16 protein-coding genes are annotated in these 17,683 nt (G+C 49.0%); 10 read left to right on the top strand and 6 right to left on the bottom strand.

Annotated features, from left to right (window positions below; all coding sequences use genetic code 11):
• Positions 1 to 24: 24 nt before the first annotated feature.
• From arsD to ACRQU7_RS14875, 3 genes are read left to right on the top strand one after another with little or no spacing between them, the layout of a single operon-like run.
• Positions 25 to 420, top strand: a complete 396-nt coding sequence (gene arsD / locus ACRQU7_RS14885) for an arsenite efflux transporter metallochaperone ArsD (RefSeq protein WP_444641562.1) — start codon at positions 25 to 27, stop codon at positions 418 to 420.
• Positions 420 to 2,156 (top strand): arsenical pump-driving ATPase, encoded by a 1,737-nt coding sequence (arsA, locus tag ACRQU7_RS14880; RefSeq protein WP_444641561.1) that lies wholly within the window; start codon positions 420 to 422, stop codon positions 2,154 to 2,156. The genes arsD and arsA overlap by 1 nt, the downstream gene beginning before the upstream one ends.
• Before the next feature lie 10 nt (positions 2,157 to 2,166).
• Positions 2,167 to 2,580 carry an arsenate reductase ArsC gene (locus tag ACRQU7_RS14875; protein WP_444641560.1) on the top strand — a complete coding sequence of 138 codons (414 nt, stop codon included), beginning with the start codon at positions 2,167 to 2,169 and terminating at the stop codon, positions 2,578 to 2,580.
• 133 nt (positions 2,581 to 2,713) lie between these two features.
• On the opposite strand, the gene ACRQU7_RS14870 is transcribed toward ACRQU7_RS14875, so the two are convergent.
• The 6 genes from ACRQU7_RS14870 to ACRQU7_RS14845 all read right to left on the bottom strand — a co-directional run bounded on the left by ACRQU7_RS14870 (position 2,714) and on the right by ACRQU7_RS14845 (position 10,356).
• The gene (locus tag ACRQU7_RS14870) at positions 2,714 to 3,163 is read right to left on the bottom strand and encodes a DUF2798 domain-containing protein (RefSeq protein ID WP_444641559.1); all 450 of its coding nucleotides are present in this window, start codon (positions 3,161 to 3,163) and stop codon (positions 2,714 to 2,716) included.
• Positions 3,164 to 3,199: 36 nt separating this feature from the next.
• On the bottom strand, positions 3,200 to 5,197 hold the full coding sequence (locus ACRQU7_RS14865) for an oxidoreductase (protein ID WP_444641558.1): 1,998 nt from the start codon (positions 5,195 to 5,197) through the stop codon (positions 3,200 to 3,202).
• A gap of 200 nt (positions 5,198 to 5,397) precedes the next feature.
• The gene (locus ACRQU7_RS14860; RefSeq protein WP_444641557.1) at positions 5,398 to 6,210 is read right to left on the bottom strand and encodes a MerR family transcriptional regulator; all 813 of its coding nucleotides are present in this window, start codon (positions 6,208 to 6,210) and stop codon (positions 5,398 to 5,400) included.
• A 330-nt stretch (positions 6,211 to 6,540) separates the two neighbouring features.
• The gene (locus tag ACRQU7_RS14855; RefSeq protein WP_444641556.1) at positions 6,541 to 8,070 is read right to left on the bottom strand and encodes a sensor histidine kinase; all 1,530 of its coding nucleotides are present in this window, start codon (positions 8,068 to 8,070) and stop codon (positions 6,541 to 6,543) included.
• A 258-nt stretch (positions 8,071 to 8,328) separates the two neighbouring features.
• The gene (locus ACRQU7_RS14850; protein ID WP_444641555.1) at positions 8,329 to 9,762 is read right to left on the bottom strand and encodes a YfcC family protein; all 1,434 of its coding nucleotides are present in this window, start codon (positions 9,760 to 9,762) and stop codon (positions 8,329 to 8,331) included.
• Between the two features lie 159 nt (positions 9,763 to 9,921).
• A complete protein-coding gene (locus tag ACRQU7_RS14845) occupies positions 9,922 to 10,356 on the bottom strand; it encodes a hypothetical protein (protein WP_444641554.1) in 435 nt (144 codons plus the stop codon).
• Positions 10,357 to 10,617: 261 nt separating this feature from the next.
• Here ACRQU7_RS14845 and ACRQU7_RS14840 point away from each other — a divergent pair, with 261 nt between their 5' ends.
• The 7 genes from ACRQU7_RS14840 to frlD all read left to right on the top strand — a co-directional run bounded on the left by ACRQU7_RS14840 (position 10,618) and on the right by frlD (position 17,662).
• Entirely contained in the window at positions 10,618 to 11,352 is a 735-nt protein-coding gene (locus tag ACRQU7_RS14840; RefSeq protein WP_444641553.1) for a GntR family transcriptional regulator, read from the top strand.
• 279 nt (positions 11,353 to 11,631) lie between these two features.
• Entirely contained in the window at positions 11,632 to 13,185 is a 1,554-nt protein-coding gene (locus tag ACRQU7_RS14835; RefSeq protein ID WP_444641552.1) for an amidohydrolase, read from the top strand.
• 57 nt (positions 13,186 to 13,242) lie between these two features.
• A complete protein-coding gene (locus ACRQU7_RS14830) occupies positions 13,243 to 14,079 on the top strand; it encodes a sugar phosphate isomerase/epimerase family protein (protein ID WP_444641551.1) in 837 nt (278 codons plus the stop codon).
• Between the two features lie 16 nt (positions 14,080 to 14,095).
• Positions 14,096 to 14,938, top strand: coding sequence for a sugar phosphate isomerase/epimerase family protein (locus ACRQU7_RS14825; RefSeq protein ID WP_444641550.1), 843 nt, complete (start codon positions 14,096 to 14,098; stop codon positions 14,936 to 14,938).
• A gap of 43 nt (positions 14,939 to 14,981) precedes the next feature.
• Positions 14,982 to 15,950, top strand: coding sequence for an SIS domain-containing protein (locus ACRQU7_RS14820; protein ID WP_444641549.1), 969 nt, complete (start codon positions 14,982 to 14,984; stop codon positions 15,948 to 15,950).
• A gap of 20 nt (positions 15,951 to 15,970) precedes the next feature.
• Entirely contained in the window at positions 15,971 to 16,837 is an 867-nt protein-coding gene (locus ACRQU7_RS14815) for a PfkB family carbohydrate kinase (RefSeq protein WP_444641548.1), read from the top strand.
• Between the two features lie 24 nt (positions 16,838 to 16,861).
• Positions 16,862 to 17,662 carry a fructoselysine 6-kinase gene (gene frlD / locus ACRQU7_RS14810; protein WP_444641547.1) on the top strand — a complete coding sequence of 267 codons (801 nt, stop codon included), beginning with the start codon at positions 16,862 to 16,864 and terminating at the stop codon, positions 17,660 to 17,662.
• Positions 17,663 to 17,683 lie beyond the last annotated feature (21 nt).

Raw genomic sequence — 17,683 nt, 5'->3', positions numbered from 1 at the left:
TTATATCCAAAGGAGCTGTCGGTCATGAAAAAAATGAAAATATTTGAACCGGCCATGTGCTGTTCCACCGGCCTTTGCGGAGTAGGCGTCGACCCCGAACTGCTGCGTATCTCCACTGTGCTGAATACGTTGAAAAATCATGGAATTCCCGTCGGACGCTACAATCTGAACAGTGCGCCGATGGAGTTTGTCAACAACAAAGCGATCAATACGTATATCAATGCCCATGGTCCGAAGGGTCTTCCGGTTATCATGGTGGACGATAAAATTATCATGGAAGGCAGATACCCGACCAACGAAGAATTTACGAAGCTGCTCGATCTTCCTGAAGAGCTGCTGGCAAAGCAGAGTAAGCCTGTGAAGGTGAAAATCACCAGGAAAAAATCAGGAGACTGTGGCTGCAAGGGGGGCTGCTGCTGATGGAGATTTTTCATCCCTTGGCGATTCCCCTGACGAAATACCTTTTTTTCACCGGGAAGGGCGGCGTCGGTAAAACCAGCATCGCCTGTGCCACGGCAGTATCGCTGGCCGACAATGGAAAACGGGTACTGCTGATTAGTACCGACCCGGCCTCAAACCTGCAGGACGTGTTTTCAATGGAACTGACAAACAAGGGGACGCCCATCCCCGGCGTACCGAATCTGGTTGTGGCAAACCTCGACCCCATACAGGCCGCCGCCGAGTATCGGGACAGCGTGATCGCGCCTTATCGCGGCAAGCTGCCCGCGTCGGTGATCGCCAATATGGAAGAACAGCTTTCCGGTTCCTGTACCGTCGAAATCGCGGCGTTCAATGAGTTTTCCGGATTTATTACAGACGGTAAGGTGCAGAAGAAATACGACCATATTATTTTCGACACGGCCCCTACGGGCCACACCCTGCGGATGCTCCAGCTTCCGTCCGCATGGAGCAATTTTATCAACGAAAGTACGCACGGTGCGTCCTGCCTGGGCCAGCTTTCCGGGTTGGAGAGCAGGAAAGCGGTTTACAAGCAGGCCATGGAAACGCTGGAGGACGAAAACCTCACTACGCTGATTCTCGTTACCCGTCCCGAAACTGCACCGTTCAAGGAGGCGGAACGGGCCTCCGGCGAGCTTTCCGCGTTAGGAGTATATCATCAAATACTGGTTGTCAACGGAGTGCTGACCGGACACAGCGACGCTTTGTCTTCCAGCCTGTATGAAAAGCAGCAGGCGGCCCTTGACAAGATGCCGCAAGGCTTACGGGCGCTTCCGCTTTATAGGGTGCCCCTGAGGGCCTATAATGTCACGGGGCTTGCCAATGTGCGCGCCTTGCTGAATACCGACCATGTGACTGCATACGCGGAAACGCTGAACGCCGCCCGTGTTCCCGTGCTGAACGACGTCATAGACGAACTGGCGGCAGGCGGCAAGCGCGTCATTTTCACAATGGGAAAAGGGGGCGTAGGCAAAACCACCGTCGCCGCCGCGGTCGCGTTGGGCCTTGCGAAGCGCGGAAAAAAAGTCCACCTGACCACCACCGACCCCGCCGCACATCTCAAACTTGTGCTGGACGAAACCAGCGGTGTTTCCATGAGTCATATCGACGAGGCCGAAGAACTGAAGAAGTATCAATCCGAGGTGCTTGCCAAGGCCCGCGCGTCGGGCATGAGCGATGAGGATATTGCCTATGTGGAGGAGGATTTACGTTCTCCCTGCACACAGGAAATCGCGGTGTTCCGCGCCTTTGCGGAGGTAGTGGAAAAGGCCGACGATCAGGTGGTGGTAATAGATACTGCGCCTACGGGTCACACTCTGCTTTTACTGGAATCCACACAGAGCTATAACCACGAAATCGAACGAACCAAGGGCGAAATCCCCGAGCCGGTAAAGCGGCTGCTGCCCCGGCTGAAATCCGACGAAACCGAGGTTGTCATTGTTACCCTGCCCGAAGCGACCCCCTTTTACGAGGCGCTGCGTCTGGAAGAGGATTTGAAGCGGGCAGGGATTGCCGCCAGATGGTGGGTAGTCAATCAATCCCTTTATGGTACGGACACCACCAGCCCCATGCTGGCGGCGAAAGCGGCGAGCGAGGTGGAATGGCTTAACCGTATTGACGAGCATGCGGACGGTAAATTTGCGCTGATTGTGTGGAGTGCCGAAGAAGTCAAGGGCGACCGTCTGTTGACGCTGTAAGGAGGAAAAGATGGTAAAAGTTGCATTTATCTGTGTCCACAATTCCTGCCGCAGCCAGATTGCCGAGGCGCTGGGCCGCCGCCTTGCCGGAGATGTTTTTGAAAGCTATTCGGCGGGAACGGAAACAAAGCCGCAGATCAACCAGGATGCCGTTCGCCTGATGAAGCAGCTTTATGGGATCGACATGGAAGAAATACAGCGTTCAAAGCTGCTTTCCGAAATTCCTCCGGTCGATATTGTCGTTACGATGGGATGTAATGTCGCCTGCCCATCCCTTCCCTGTAAACACAGGGAAAACTGGGGGCTGGACGACCCGACGGGGAAAAGCGATGAAGAGTTTGTTAAGGTTATCAGGCAGATTGAAAGGAATATTCTGTCTCTTAAAGAACGACGGAATGCTTTATTTTGTCAAGACACAGTATGAAAGCAAAATGGAAATAAAAGAACCAAACGCGTTAAAAAACGCGTTTGGTTAGATGGAGTTCATAAACTTTGGTAGCTGCCGTTAATTTATTGGTTCGCCATTGGGGAAGAACCGCCCGGAAGAAATAGCAGAATTATTCTCTCGTCAATACTCCCGCCAATTTTACCGCGACAGGCATAAGAATCAACAGACAAATATATCCCACCAGCATCCAATACGGATAAATGCTGATCCAGGCCATCATTAGGATCGGTTTCAATCCCAGTGAAACGATGGTGTTCAGAAAGCTGGTCAATGTGACCATGACAATACAAACGATAGCGGTGTCAACCAGAACAAACGCGAGGGAATTCTCTTTCAGCTTTACTGCTTTGGCAAAACGGATACCCAGCTCACCGACATCGGTGATATCGGAGATGAAATAGCTGATTGCAAAACTGCTGATGAAAGAAATCACCAACCCTGCAAAAGTGAGTTCCTGTGTATAGATTAATGCGACGATACTCAGCGCTACGGAAAGAAAAAAGCAGAGAAAAATATTGATGATCCTGCCGAAATGTTTCTTGTTAATTATATCATTCAAGACCTTTCCTGTTCAGTTTCGGTGTAAAGATTGAATTCAGATATTATTAGCAACCTCAAAAGCATCCCATATAGCATACATAATATTTGCTACGCTCTTTGCATCTCCCAGAAGGTAAACTTCAGGCACATCGAATTCGACCTGACGGTACAGCGAGTCCTCGGGTTTGTAGCCGATGGACAGGATCACGCTGTCACAATCCAGCTCTTCCGCTTTCCCGTTTACACTGACAGACAGCTTTCCGCCGTCGTACCCGGTGACCTTCGCGGAGGTAATCGTTTCGATGTTGTTATAAGGAATCAGCCGTTCGAGCATCTCGCTGTTCGCATGGCAAAGCGGTGCATTGACCGCCAGAAGCTTGTCGAGCGCTTCGACGATTCTGACCTTTTTGCCCCGCTGCGCCAGCCACAGCGCGGTTTCACATCCGACAAGACCGCCGCCGATGATCACTGTCGACTTCCCGGAATCCTTCTCCCCGTTGAGTACGTCGGCTGCCGTGTAGACATGGGCGTCGTCTCCGAGAGAAATGACTTTTGGGGTCGAACCGGTGGCAACGATCACAGCGTCGTAATCTTTGGATAGTACGAATTCCTTTGTGATTCTGGTGTTGAAAGTTACGGGAACATTCAGCAGCTTCAATTGATGCGTATACCATTGTGCTAATTTCCGGTCGTCTTCCTTGAAGTCCGGTGTACCTCCGGGAATCAGGTTCCCTCCCAGCCTAGCGGTCTGCTCGAACACTTCCGGCTGATGGCCCCGCAGGGCAAGAACACGGGCCGCCTCGCAGCCGGCTACGCCTCCGCCGACAATCAGCACCTTTTTGGATTTTGCAACCGGCGTATACGCGGTGAAACGCTCGCGGGCAGCCTGAGGATTTACCGCGCAGTTGAGCGCCGAATATTCCTGTATGCGGCCCATACAGCCTTCCTGGCAGGAAATACACGGGCGTATCTCGTCCGGTTTACCTGCTCTCAATTTATTGACATAGCAGGGATCAGCCAGAAGCGGCCTGCCGAGACTGATAATATCGCAGACGCCCTCTTTGATTGCTTTCAACGCCGTATCCGGGTCGTCCATTCTGCCGGCACAGGATACGGGAACGTCAACCGCGTCTTTTACCATTTTCGCATATGGAATGTAGAGACCCTTTTTCTGGTACATCGGCGGATGGTTCCACCACCACGCGTCATAGGTTCCGACATCCACATCCAGCGCATCATAGCCATACTTCACCAGAAGCTTCGCCGCTTCAAGGCCCTCTTCAATGTCACGGCCCTTTTCGACGAATTCTTCTCCTGGTAAAGCGCCTTCACGCCAGTCCTTGATCATGCTCTTCAGGCTGAAGCGCAGGGAGATAGGGAAATTTTCTCCGCAGCGGGACTTGATTTCTTCCACAATTTCCCTTGCAAAGCGAAGCCGGTTCTCGAGCGATCCGCCATATTCGTCCGTTCTCTGGTTAAACATTGATATGGCGAACTGATCCAGCAGATAACCTTCGTGCACGGCATGAATCTGAACGCCGTCAAACCCGGCGCGCTTTGCATTAAAGGCTCCGTCGCCGAACGATTTGACAATGCTTTTGATCTCTTCCACTTCCAACGGACGGCAGGTTTTGTTCAGCCACCGGTGCTGGATCGGAGACGGCGCCACCGGAGGAAAATCCCCCAGATTCGTAGGGATCGTCACACGGCCGAAACCGGCCGACATCTGAAGAAAGACCTTGCTTCCGTAAGCATGGATCCGCTCCGTCATTTCGCGGCTGGTTCTCACAAAATGGACGGGGTTATAGGTGGAATTCGGGCAGTTCGGCATGCTCTGCTTTTCCACTTTGCAGTCCGAAAAGGTAACGCCGGTAATAATCAGGCCCGTTCCGCCCTTTGCCCGTTCCGTGTAATAATCGATTCCACGCTGGTTAAAACCGCCTTCCGCGTCGGCAAGCCCAAGCGGACCCATCGGGGCAAGACAAAATCTGTTCTTCAGTTCCACTGTGCCGATCTTAATCGGCTCAAACAATAACTGGTACTCTTTGTTCATTCCAATCACCTCATTTGAATTTTAACCTTTGCTGATTGACCATTTTGCGATGTTGCGCTGTTAATTTAATAACGATACAAGTATAATGTCAATAGTCACTATTAAGTCAAGGGATATATTAAAATTTTTAGTAAAAAGCACTTCCCGGTTCCCGCGTATAAACGCAGGAGGGGAAGTGCTTTTCCATTTCCATTATAGTATTACCGGATGGGAAACCATAATTCCACAATGGGGTGCGTGACAAGACCGTCCACATCCACCAGCAGGATATTTCCAAAAGGCGCGGAAGAGGGAGTCAGATTACGCTTGCGGATGTTCTGTAAGGTTTCAACGAAAATTTTTCCGGGTGAGTAAGCAAAATCCGAATCGGCAATCACGATCGTATGATAGCAGGGAAGGGGAGGCAGAACAATTGTGTTTTCTTCGTCGTATGGTAAATTCAACTTTTCCGCTTCCCTGGGCCTTATTGAATAACCGAGGGCGGCTATTGATTGATAGGGCTGATTCTCCCATTCGGTGCAAAGAACGGAAAGACGTGTCGCAGGCATGGCGTCGACCCATCTGTGAATTTGTTCCTGTTGATGCTTCTGAGGAGAAATCCAGCCATACTGTCCAAAATTTACAAAAACCAACTCCGGGCTTTGGGAAAATTCGTAGTTTCCCAACAGCACCGGGATTTTATCGCATTCGCTCAGATAATCCTCAATCAGTTGACAGAGATGCTGGTGATAAGCGATTTTTTGTATACTTTTATCCCGGCTCTGCCGAACGCGTTCAATTACCTTATTGCGGTCTTTTTCTTTTCCGCTGAACTGTTTTCCGATATCCTTGAGCGGAATGCCCATGGAATGATATTTAAAGTAAGACAGCAAACGAAATATATCCTCTTCGTCATAATAACGGTACCCATTGTTTTCCTTTTTTGTTTTTATAATATCTTCGCTCTCAAAAAAGTGCAATGCCCCCGGTGTTATTCCTAGGATCCGAGCCACATCACTGATACGGTATTTCATTTCGATCACCTCAAAAGTCCATAGCGACTATCGGCTTCCCCTATGGCCGCCCGCCAATTAGGTACTCATATTCTCTTATTATATACGGTCAAGCTCATGATAGCAAATAGTTTCCCTGATGACACCAGCATGAAGAGTATCATCAAAAATACATTGACTGTGTTCGCAAAAAGATTCGCCGTGTTTTGCACTGCTCCGCATTTAAAGGGCTGCTGTGACAGCGTACATTTTCGTGCGTCACACAAAAGAACGGGGATCGGAAATTTATCCGTGACCCGCTCCAAAAAGAGATGGGAAGCCTTGAAACAGGAGAAAAACAAATCACAGCTCCTAAACATCTGTCTGATGCGGGGCTTTAAAATCGCCTGGCAGACGGATTTCGACATCGGTCCCCTCGCCGGGAATGCTTTTGTAGGTAAGGCCGTACTTAGGCCCGTAGAACAGCTGCAATCGGCGGTGGGTATTGTAAATCGCAACGTTGGTGCCTGTTTTGCTGTCTCCTTTTCCCGCAAGAATGGCGGGCAGCTTTTCGGGAGGAATTCCTACGCCATCATCAGAAATCAGGAGGACTACGGTGTTTTCCTCCAGCCATCCGGTCAGGACGATCGTGCCTGTTTTAGGGATTTTTCCCAGAATACCATGGAGGATGGCATTTTCCACCACTGGCTGCAGTGTCAGCTTGGGTATGGAATAGTCCATCAGATAGTCCGGAATATCAATTAAAAAATTGAAAATACCGTTGAACCGCATATTTTGCAGCCGGACATACGTTTCCACATGCTCAATTTCATCTTCAATTGTGCTGATTGGTTCCTTACGGCTTAAAGTCAGCTTGTAAAAGCGGGAAAGGTCCTGTACGGCTTTGGAGACCTCTTCCGCACGGCCCTGCTGTGCGAGCCAGTTGATCATGTCCATGGTGTTGTAAAGGAAATGAGGGTTGATCTGTGCCTGAAGCGAATTGAATTCTGCGATTCGAAGGTCTTCAGACGCCTTCGCCTGTTCCTCAATCAGCTGATTCATGGCTTTTGTCATGTAGTTATAGGTATCGATCAGATTACCGATCTCGTCGTGGCTGTCGGAAGCGGGCAAAGCCGCGGGCGGGCCGGTGCGTACCTTTGCCATTTGGTTGATTACCGAAGAAATCCGGTTCGTAATGGAATGCGAAAGCAGGGTAGCGATAAAAAAGGCGATCACGATACAGGCCAGATAAACAAGTAGAAAACCTACCATCATCCAGATGCTTTTGACAACAATCGGCTGGGAGGGCATGATGACCACCATGAACCATTCGGCTTTCCGGATATTGTAAAAGCCCGCATACACGTCTTTATCCAACACGGTCTTCAGGATAAAATTGTTGGAGGACATGAACGAATTTCGCACCGTGTTATATTCAAAATGGTAAATTCCCGTAAGAGCCTGATCGGAGGTGGCGATCAGGCTGTTTCTTTCATTGATGAGATAGGCCACACTGCTCTGAGAGGTCAGGTTATCCGTCAAAAGGCGGGTCAGGGAATCCTTGGAATAATAGACGGCGGTATAACAGGTGCGGTATTCTCCCTCAAAAAAGACAGAGGATTTCGTGATGTAGGCCAAATCGCCATAATTTTTTATTTCGTAAGGGCTGAGATAAAAGGAGGGACAGTACAGAACGTTATAGGCGGGGTCTCCCTTGAAAATGCCGTACCAGTAGGCCCCCTGGGCCTCATTCATCGGCAGGAAGATACCGGACGTATCGGGCGTTGAAAAAATTTTTTGTGTTTTTGGAAGGTCCATATAGATATGAATGTCGGTGATGAGCCTGCCATCGATCAGCTTCTTTGTCTGTTCGCGGAACGCTTTTGTTAGTGCCGACGCCATCGCCGCATCAAGGGAAGCGGAATCTTTATAATGATATAAAAAACTGCCATATATGATTCAGATCTGCTGGGCATTCAGGCTAATACAGCGTTGCCCGGTCCCATCATGACCGGCATCTATAAGAGCGGGAACTTTCTGCATGGCTTCATAAAATAATTGAGGGACGAAGAAAAAATCTACGTCCCTCAATTTGCGTTGGGTACAGTTTAAACAAGGTTGATTTTTGGTAAAATCGGTGGGAGTCAATATCTCTACTTTTTATACCAAAGGCAGCATTCCGGAAATCGCGGTAAAAACAATGCCCAGCAATATAACAACAATCATAAATTTCCAGCAGGTTTTCCACCACTGCGGGAAGCTGATCCTGGCCACTGCCAAGCCAGCAACCGTCATTCCGGCAGTTGGAGAAATGGTGTTGATCGTCTGGTTTGAGATGCACAGAGCAGTAACGGCCGCTTCCGGATTAACGCCCATCAGATCGGTAAGAGGCGCCATAACGGGGATTGTCAAAGCGGCAAGACCGGAGGAGGAGGGTACCAACAGGCTTAACAGTCCCTGAGCGAGATACATCAGGGTCGTAAACACTGCAACCGGAACGCCGGCCAGCAAATTTGCCAGAGAATTCAGAATGGTATCGACAATCATGCCACCGTCGGCTACCACAAGAATGCCTCGGGCGATGCCGATGATGACGGCCGCATATACAAATTCACCCATGCCCTTCACAAATTCTTCCGCCATCTCTTTTTCGGTCAGGCCGCCAACAATTCCGGAAAGCAAGCCAATTCCCAAAAATACCATGCTGATTTCATCCATATACCAGCCTTTGGTAATCAGTCCCCAGACAATAATGCCCATTCCGCAGGCAAACACCAGGAGGACCAGCTTCTGACGCAGAGTGAAAGGAATCTCGGCGGCGTCGCTTTCCATGACGGAAAAGTCCCTGCGCTTTAAAATATCGTCTTGGTAAGTAATGGAAGATGTGGGATCTTTCTTAACTTTTCTGGCATACCTCATGACCCAGATAATACCTACCACGGTGAAAATTACGTATTGAATAAAGCGGAACCACAGCTGGGGGTTGCCGGAGATATTCGCGATCCCTTGGGAAATCAATACGTTGAAGGGGTTTACGGTCGAGCCGATATAGCCCATTTGCGGACCGAGAAAGACCACCATAAAAGCTGTCATGGAGTCATATCCTAACCCCATGATAATTGGTATAAAAATCGCGTAAAACGGCAATGCTTCTTCCGACATGCCAAATGTAGTGCCGCCGATGCTGAATAAAAGCATTATGACGGGAATAATTAAAATATCTTTTCCCTTCATTTTTTTAATGACGCGGCTCATCCCGGCATTAATAGCGTTGGTCTTGGTTACAAGGGCAAAGGCGCCCCCGATCAGCAATACAAACGCCACTACGTCGCTGGCGGCCTGAATTCCGCGGGTCGGGGCCATCAATATGTCGGCCAGACTCTGACGCAGGTCATTGCCGTCGGCATCCACCTTATCAATCTGATGGTATGTGCCGGCTATGGCAACTTCTCGTTCACCGGCGGCCGTGGAGACCGTCTTATGATCAAACTGGCCGCTGGGAATCACCCATGTCATGATTGCGGCCAAAATAATCAGCAAAAACGCAATCGTGTAAACATGAGGCAATTCCAATTTTTTTCTCTTTGTCAACATGCAAATCCTCCTCTAATGATATCCATTGTTTTGGATATACAGTAATACGACATCTAAAGACGTATTATGATGTCATATAAATAGTAAAACGTGATTAAAGGAATGTCAACATTCAAATTATATTTTGTTTATCATTACAAAATTATCTCTGAAAATTCGTCAATTTGCAGATGGGTTAAATGGATTTCGTTCAAATTCCCTAGGTGTTTGCACATACTGTTCATTCAACTCTCGTTTTAATTGGTCAGCCACGGCTTCCTGCGCATACAGTTTGCCCATTGCGCCCTTCCATATCCAATCCGGTATGTCGTTGCCAAACCGCAGATAAACGCGGGCGGCCACCAGCAATATAAGCCTTGCAAACCCATACAAGCCAATGATCGTACCCAATATGCCGGAGAAAGACATAAAACCGTTCTGAATGGGCATCAGCCAACATATCAGCATGGCGGCGAAGAAAAACAAGTTGGTGCGTTCTTTTTTCAACACTGCGGCAACACATTTGGCGCAGATCGTGTAGCGGTGCTTTTCTCCTTTGATGTAAAGCTCGATTTCCCGAACAGCATTTTGATTACATAAAATACACGGCTGCATAAAAATCCATCCTTTCTTCGCTTTATCCGCGCTTGAAGATACGGTTCCTTAATAACCGACGCGGAAAGCTCCCTTTTTACGAAGCAACATAATATTTTATATAATTATATATCGATATATTACGTAATTATTATTTATATACAATAAGATTACTTTTTTAATCAATTAATTTATATATTATAATTGATTGCCTTGCAGAATTTTTAAAAATGCGGTAGAATAAATAAAACTATTATAATATGGAAAGCAGGTGTCGTTGGTATGAGCACGCAGTTGAATGACGGCTCCCTCACCCCTTTGTACCAACAGTTAATGGAAGAAATCAAAGTTGGAATATTAAGCAATAAATATGTCCCCGGCGAAAAAATTCTGTCGGAGATGGAACTTTCAGAATTGTATCACGTTAGTCGCATAACCGTACGCAGGGCGATTGAAGAGTTGTGTACGGAAGGATATCTGGTTAAGCAGCAGGGGAAGGGAACCTTTGTAAGTCCCCGGAAAATGAATCGCAAGATCAAGCAGATGGGCGATGTTATGGGATTTTCCGAAGCCTGCCGCGCTTGCGGTATGGTGCCCGGCGCCCAGGTGCTCACGGTTCAGCGCTGCCCAGCGCGAGCGGACGAAAAACGTTTTTTCGCGCTGGAATCGGATGAGAATGTACTCTATTTGCAGCGGGTGCGTACTGCGGACGGTGAGCCAATTATGATGGAAAACTCCTTTTTTCCCTATAATTCCTTTAGGACTCTAAACCCCAATGAATTGAATGACGCCTCTTTGTTTGATTATCTGAAAAATACATTTGACAGAACGCCGACGTCTACCAGCCAGACCACATTGGAAATTGTTCGGGCTTCCACGGAATTGGCAACCTATTTGGATGTGATTACGGGTGACCCCCTTTTTTATATGAACGCGTACTTTTTGGACCAGAGCAATCAGCCTCTTTTGATCGGGCGTCAGTATATTGTGGGCAGTCGGTTTGTATTTAGTTTCTAATTTTCGTACGTTCGGATTTTTAGCACTTTTTATCCGGAAGGCGCTGCTCCACAATGGAAAAATATATCAACCGGTCGTTTTTTCGAAAAAGGGGTACCGCAAAATGAAGGCCCATTCATTTTGTGGCGCCTTTTTTTACGCTGGATGTTTTTTCGATAATCGGATGATTCTAAATTATTCACAAAAAATTTCTAAATAATTTAGATAGTTTTATATTGTATTATAACGTTATAATATGTTATAATTTTAGCATCAAATACAGAAAGGTGATGCATCTTCGTGAAAGAGCGTGAAGATTGTCTGCTCCTTCTGTCGGACTGCGTATTTCCTTCTATCGGGCAACAACCAATCAGCGGTTTTGTTGCTATTGAAGGAAACCGCATTGCCGCGGTAGGACCAAAAAGTGAAAGCGGCCCCTGGAAAAAGAAAGCAAATCAATTGCTGGATTTGGGAGATCGGCTGGTCTGTCCAGGGTTTACGGACGTTCACACATTTTTTTCGGGTTGGGCGCTGTTAAGCCTGGGTGCCGATTTTTCCGGTGTGCGTTCTGACGTCGAAGGTGTGGCGGCCTTAAAAAAATATGAGCTTGAAGCGCCCGTTGGAAGTGCTTTGTTTGGCTACGGCTGGAAGGCGGACCATTTTAAAATCACCGATCCGAATCTGCTCGACCGAACTTGGCCGGATAAGCCGGTGGTCGTGTTTACGCCGGACAGAGGGAATTGCTGGATGAACGCCGCAGCCCGCCGGTGCTATGGCTTCGGCCCGGAAAAATGCTATGCCGAGATGACTTGGAAGATGATTCGGGAATATTTGCAGCTGCCTTGTATGAAAGATAAATACAAGGAATATATGGCTATGCTGAATGCCCGGGGAGTCACCACCATCAAGGAAATGACCTTTGATACTTACTATGGATTCGCAGATGTAATAGAGCAATTGGAAAAGGAAGACGCTCTGACGCTGAGAATTTCTATGATGAGTCAGCCAGTGGGCGAGGGTATCAATATTGAACATGCGAAAGCAATGAGAAGGCGCTTTCAGGGACCATTTGTCTCTTTTTCAGGCTTTAACCGAATGACGGACCGATCGGTACCATCCTCCATGGCTGAGCTGATCGAACCGTACAAATCACATCCCGGTTGTACCAACACGGTGCCGGTGGAATGGGAGCTGATTGAACGCGAGACCCATCTCGCCGATGAAAATGGGTTCCGCTACTCGTTACACTGTCAGGGCGACGGCGCGATCCGGAACACGGTAGACTTATTCAATTCCTGCCTGAAAGACGAGCAGGGCCGGCTGAAAAACCGTCACGCTATTACAGACCTGGAGTACTCCAACCCGGCGGACCTTGAAAAATTCGGGCGCATGGGCGGAATTGCGGAGGTATACGCTCAGATCCAATCGCTGGACAATAAGGACGATGTGCTGGAAATGATCGACAACCAGTTGGGCGGTGACCGGGGTATAAACTATTGGAACCGGCGCAAAATGTGGGACAGCGGCATGGTTGTCTCCTGCGGCACCGATCTGCCTTTGCTCCTGCCCAGCGTACCGGAGTCTATCTGGTGCGGCTGCGGCGGCCACTTCGCCGACGGCGGTACCTATAACCCGCAAAATATGCTGACCATAACGGAAATGCTCTCCGCGTGGACTCGCAACGGCCAGTATAACTGTTACAACGAAGACCGGCTGGGGACCTTGGAGCCTGGCAAGCTGGCGGATATTACCGTCCTGAGCGGCAATGTGTTTCGCCATTCTGAAGAAGAGATTCGGAATTTCAAGGTTGACCTTACCATCTCGGATGGACGCATCGTGTACGAGGCGCTGTGATTCACAGCATGGGGATACAACGACCCATATTATTTACTGTAAGAAGGAGGTTCCGATATGGCACGGATTACACGGGAACAGCTTGCGGCGATTGGAATTCACTATGTATACTATCCGCTGGATTACATGCTGGATTCCCATGCAAAAGCAGGGTACAAAACCATTGAGTTGCTGGGGATGGCGCCTCATTACCTGATGGATGAAACGGGGTACCAGGATCCTGCCGAAATCCGCCGAAAAGTGGAAGAGCGCGGGATGACGATCGGCTGTTTTACACCGGAATGTGCGGTGTATTACTACACCATGTGTGCGCCGGAAGGCGGATTTCACGACAGAAGCATGGAATATTTTAAGCGGGGAATGGAGGCGGCCTCCCGAATGGGTGCTACGAAGCTGCTTACGAACTGCATTGGTGCTTTATTCGACGAGGAGTATGGCTGTTCCTACGACCGGGCTGTCCGCAGCCTCTCTCTGCTCGCAAAAACCGCAGCCGATTATGGCGTTACGCTTGCCGTCGAAACCGTGCGGCCGGAAGAAAGCCATCTGTGCACGACTTTGCCGGAGCTGGTAAGGATTCTCAAAGATGTAAACAGCCCCCAAGTGAAAGCCGGGCTGGATACCGTTGCCATGGGGGTGGCGGGTGAAACGCCCCGCCAGTGGTTTCAGGCGCTTGGCAGAGAAATTGTCCACTGCCATTTTATCGATGGCCGGCCTTATGGGCATCTGGTCTGGGGAGACGGCCTGTACCCGCTGGAAAGTTATCTGAACGTACTGAATGAATTCGGATACGAAGGGCTATTGGGTCAGGAAATTACGGACGGCCGTTACTTTGACGCTCCCGCCGAAGCGGATATCCGCAATTTCAAAGCGTTTGAGCCGTATTTTTCAGACTAATAAGGAGGAAATGACCATGGCTACTCCAAAAATCCGTCGCGAACAGATTGCTGGAATGAATATCCATTATGTAAATTATTCGTTGGATTATTTCCTTGATTCGCAGCAGCGCTGCGGCTTTAAAAGCATTGAGCTCTGGTGTGCGGCACCGCATGTATGGCTGGATCATATGCGGTATTATGACGCGAAAGAAATTTCCGGCAAGATCAGCCGGAGAGGGCTTTCCGTCCATGTGCTGACCCCGGAAAACTGCACTTATCCTTATCAGTTTAGTGCAAAGGAGAAAGAGCATCGGGAACGATCGTTCCAGTATTTTGCAAACGGCATTCGGCTGGCCAACGAGCTGGGATGTGACTATATGGAAGTAAACTCCGGCTGGGGATACTGGAATGAAGAGAGAGATGAGGCGTGGCAGCGCAGCGCCGACATGCTCTACCGGTTGGCGGAGTTGGCAGCCGCGGAGGGAATCACGCTTGTAATGGAGGCTGTCCGGCCGGAAGAAAGCCAGCTGGTCATTGACTTGCCGAGCGCGAAAAAAATGCTGGACCAGGTCTGTCATCCCAATCTTAAGGCGATGGTGGACACATGCGCTATGGGAGTAGCGAACGAAACGCTGGATCAGTGGTTTGATGCGCTGGGAAACGACGTCCGTCACATGCATTTTATCGACGGAACTCCCTACGGGCACTTGATCTGGGGAGACGGCAATCACCATCTTGGTCGGTTCATTGAGTCCTTAAACCGGCACGGTTACCAAGGTTATCTTGGGCAGGAGATCACCGACAATCGGTATTATTTGGATCCCATGGCTGCAGATATGAGGAATATGCAAAACTTTGAACGTTATATCGAAGACTAAGCCTATTTTCCACTTTTATTTATTCTAAAAGGAGACAAATTGCATGAAAACAAATGAAGTAATCAGCAAGGTATTGGCTGAACATGGAGAAATTACCGAAATCTATTGGGTCGCGTGCGGAGGAAGCCTTATTGACCTATACCCTTCTCATTACATGATAAATGCTGAAAGTGGGAAGACATCCTCTGGCTGGTATACAGCCAAAGAATTTTCGGTTACGCCGCCCAAAAAGCTGAGTAAACACAGTTTGGTGATCGTATGCAGTCATTCCGGCAACACGCAGGAAGCCATGGACGCGGCTGTTCTCGCGTATGAAAGGGGCGCCGCCGTAATAACCCTTACGGACAAAACCGGCTCAAAGGTAGATGACCCCCGATTTATAACATGGGTATATCCATGGGGAGATCAGGTGCCGACTGCTGAGGTCCCCCTTGGTATTTGCCCCATGCTGGCCGCGGAACTGATCAAAGCGCAGGAAGGGTTTCCGAAATACGACGCTTTGATGGACGGTCTGAAAAAGATTGATGGTATTATCGAAAAATCTAAAAAAAAGGTCAACGCCGAGTTGAGCGAAAAGTTCGCGGACCGATGCCAGGAAAATAAATTCTTTTATATTCTGGGCTCCGGAGCCACCTTCAGCCAGACCTATGGCTTCGCCATCTGTAGCCTGATGGAAATGCAGCGCCAGAACTGCTGTTATTTACACTCCGCAGAATATTTTCACGGTCCTTTTGAGTGCACAGAAGAGGGTGTTTTCTACTTCTTACAGATGTCGTCCAGCGAGAGCCGTGTGATGGATGAACGCGCATTGTCCTTCCTGAAAACCCATACGGATCGATTGATGGTTTTGGATGCCATGGAATACGGTATGGCGGACGTGGACGCAGGCGTTCGCGCCTATCTGGAACCCGCCCTGTTTTACGCGATGAACGTGGAGCTTCGCGCCGCCCGTGGCAAGCGATTCAATCATTCACCTGAAATTCGCCGGTACATGGGCGTCGAAAACTATTAATTTTGAAAGGGGTCATCATTATGTCGAATTATCCTGTTCGGGTCCTTGGCTTTGGCGATAATGTGGTGGACAAATATGAGCATATGAGAATCATGTACCCGGGTGGAAATGCGGTGAACTTTGCCGTATTCGCTAAAAAGCTTGGCGTTGAGCGAAGCGCCTACATGGGAATCTTCGGGTCGGACGAAGCAGCTGAACATGTCATTACTTCCTTACAGCAAGAAGGGGTGGAACTTGCCCGATGCCGGCAGGTCGTAGGGGAGAACGGCGCGGCACGGGTTACGGTGAATCCGGATAACGGAGATCGGATATTCCTGGGGTCTAATGCGGGTGGAATTCGGGGAGATATGCGCTATGTGCTCGATCGGTTCGCCCTTGAGTATGTGAAGGGCTTCGATCTGATTCATTCCGGCAATTACTGCTTTACGGAGAGGGAGCTGCCCAAGACCAGGGCAAGCAGCGTTCCGATCAGTTTTGACTTTTCTGACGACTCCACCGACGAATACTTTGAGGAAATCGCCCCGCTGGTGGACTATGCCTTTATGTCCTGCGGAGATATCACGCTGCAAGAAACCTATAAAAAGCTGGAAAAAGTCAAGGCTCTGGGTCCGAAGTTCGTATGTGCGTCCCGAGGGGATGAAGGCTGTGTCGCCCTTGACGACAACCAGTTCTATACTCAGGGCATTAAACCGGTGACACATCTGGTAGACACCATGGCGGCTGGAGACAGCCTGATCACAGCCTTTTTGGTAACCTATCTTGCCAACCAAAAGGCCGGCAGGTTCGGGCCCGAAGTCATTCAAGATTGCCTGTCGTTTGCTGCGGGATTTGCCTCGGAAACCTGCGGATTGGCGGGAAGCTGGGGACACGGTAAGACTTACGATTGATTCGATCATTGGGAGATGAAATTTATGGATAAAACGGTTGCGGCGGTAGGGTTCTGTTGCGCGGACGTTTATGAAAAACTGAATACATTTTATCCCACGGGCAACGGAGTTGACTGGGGTGTGCATCTGGCCCGTATGGGAGTGCCGGTAAGTGTAGTAAGCGTCGTTGGAACCGACAGCTATGGGGAAAAGATGAAGCAGGCTCTGGCCGCCGAAAAAATAGATACCAGTCATCTTCGTGTGGAGCGGGGTGACACTTGCAAAATGATGATGGACCTGAAGAACGGTACGGACAGGGTACACCTGAAAGAAATTGAAGGAGTCATGGCTGACTATACGCTTACAGATAAAGAATTCGAGTTCGTGAGCCGGCACACCATGTTGCACACCGATCTTTTCGGTAAGGTGCTGGATCGTCTTCCGGCTTGGAAAGCTCAGGGAGTACAGGTTGTCATGGATTTCTCCGTTTTCAGCGAAGACCGGGAGTATCAGTGTGAAAAAATCTTCCCCTATGTGGATTATGTATTTCTTTCTTATGACGGAAAAAAAGATGAACATATCAAAAAGTGGGTAAAACAGATCTATTCCTATGGACCAAAGATTGTAACGGCAACCATGGGGGAACTGGGATCTATCAGCTATGATGGAACCAACTTATATGAGTACGGGATCGTACCCGCAAAGGTTGTGAATACCGTCGGTGCCGGGGACAGCTACATAGCCGGTTTTACTTATGGAATTCTCAATGGCTGGGAAATTCCGAAATGTATGAAAAAAGGGGCGGAAGTCTCTTCAGCAGTTGTTTCCAAGTTCGAACCGTATTAAATACCTGTTCGATTTATTAAA

Origin of the sequence: Caproiciproducens puteiluti (assembly GCF_052442865.1) — a bacterium.
Taxonomy (GTDB): domain Bacteria; phylum Bacillota; class Clostridia; order Oscillospirales; family Acutalibacteraceae; genus Caproiciproducens.
This window is presented reverse-complemented; position numbering and strand designations above follow the sequence as displayed.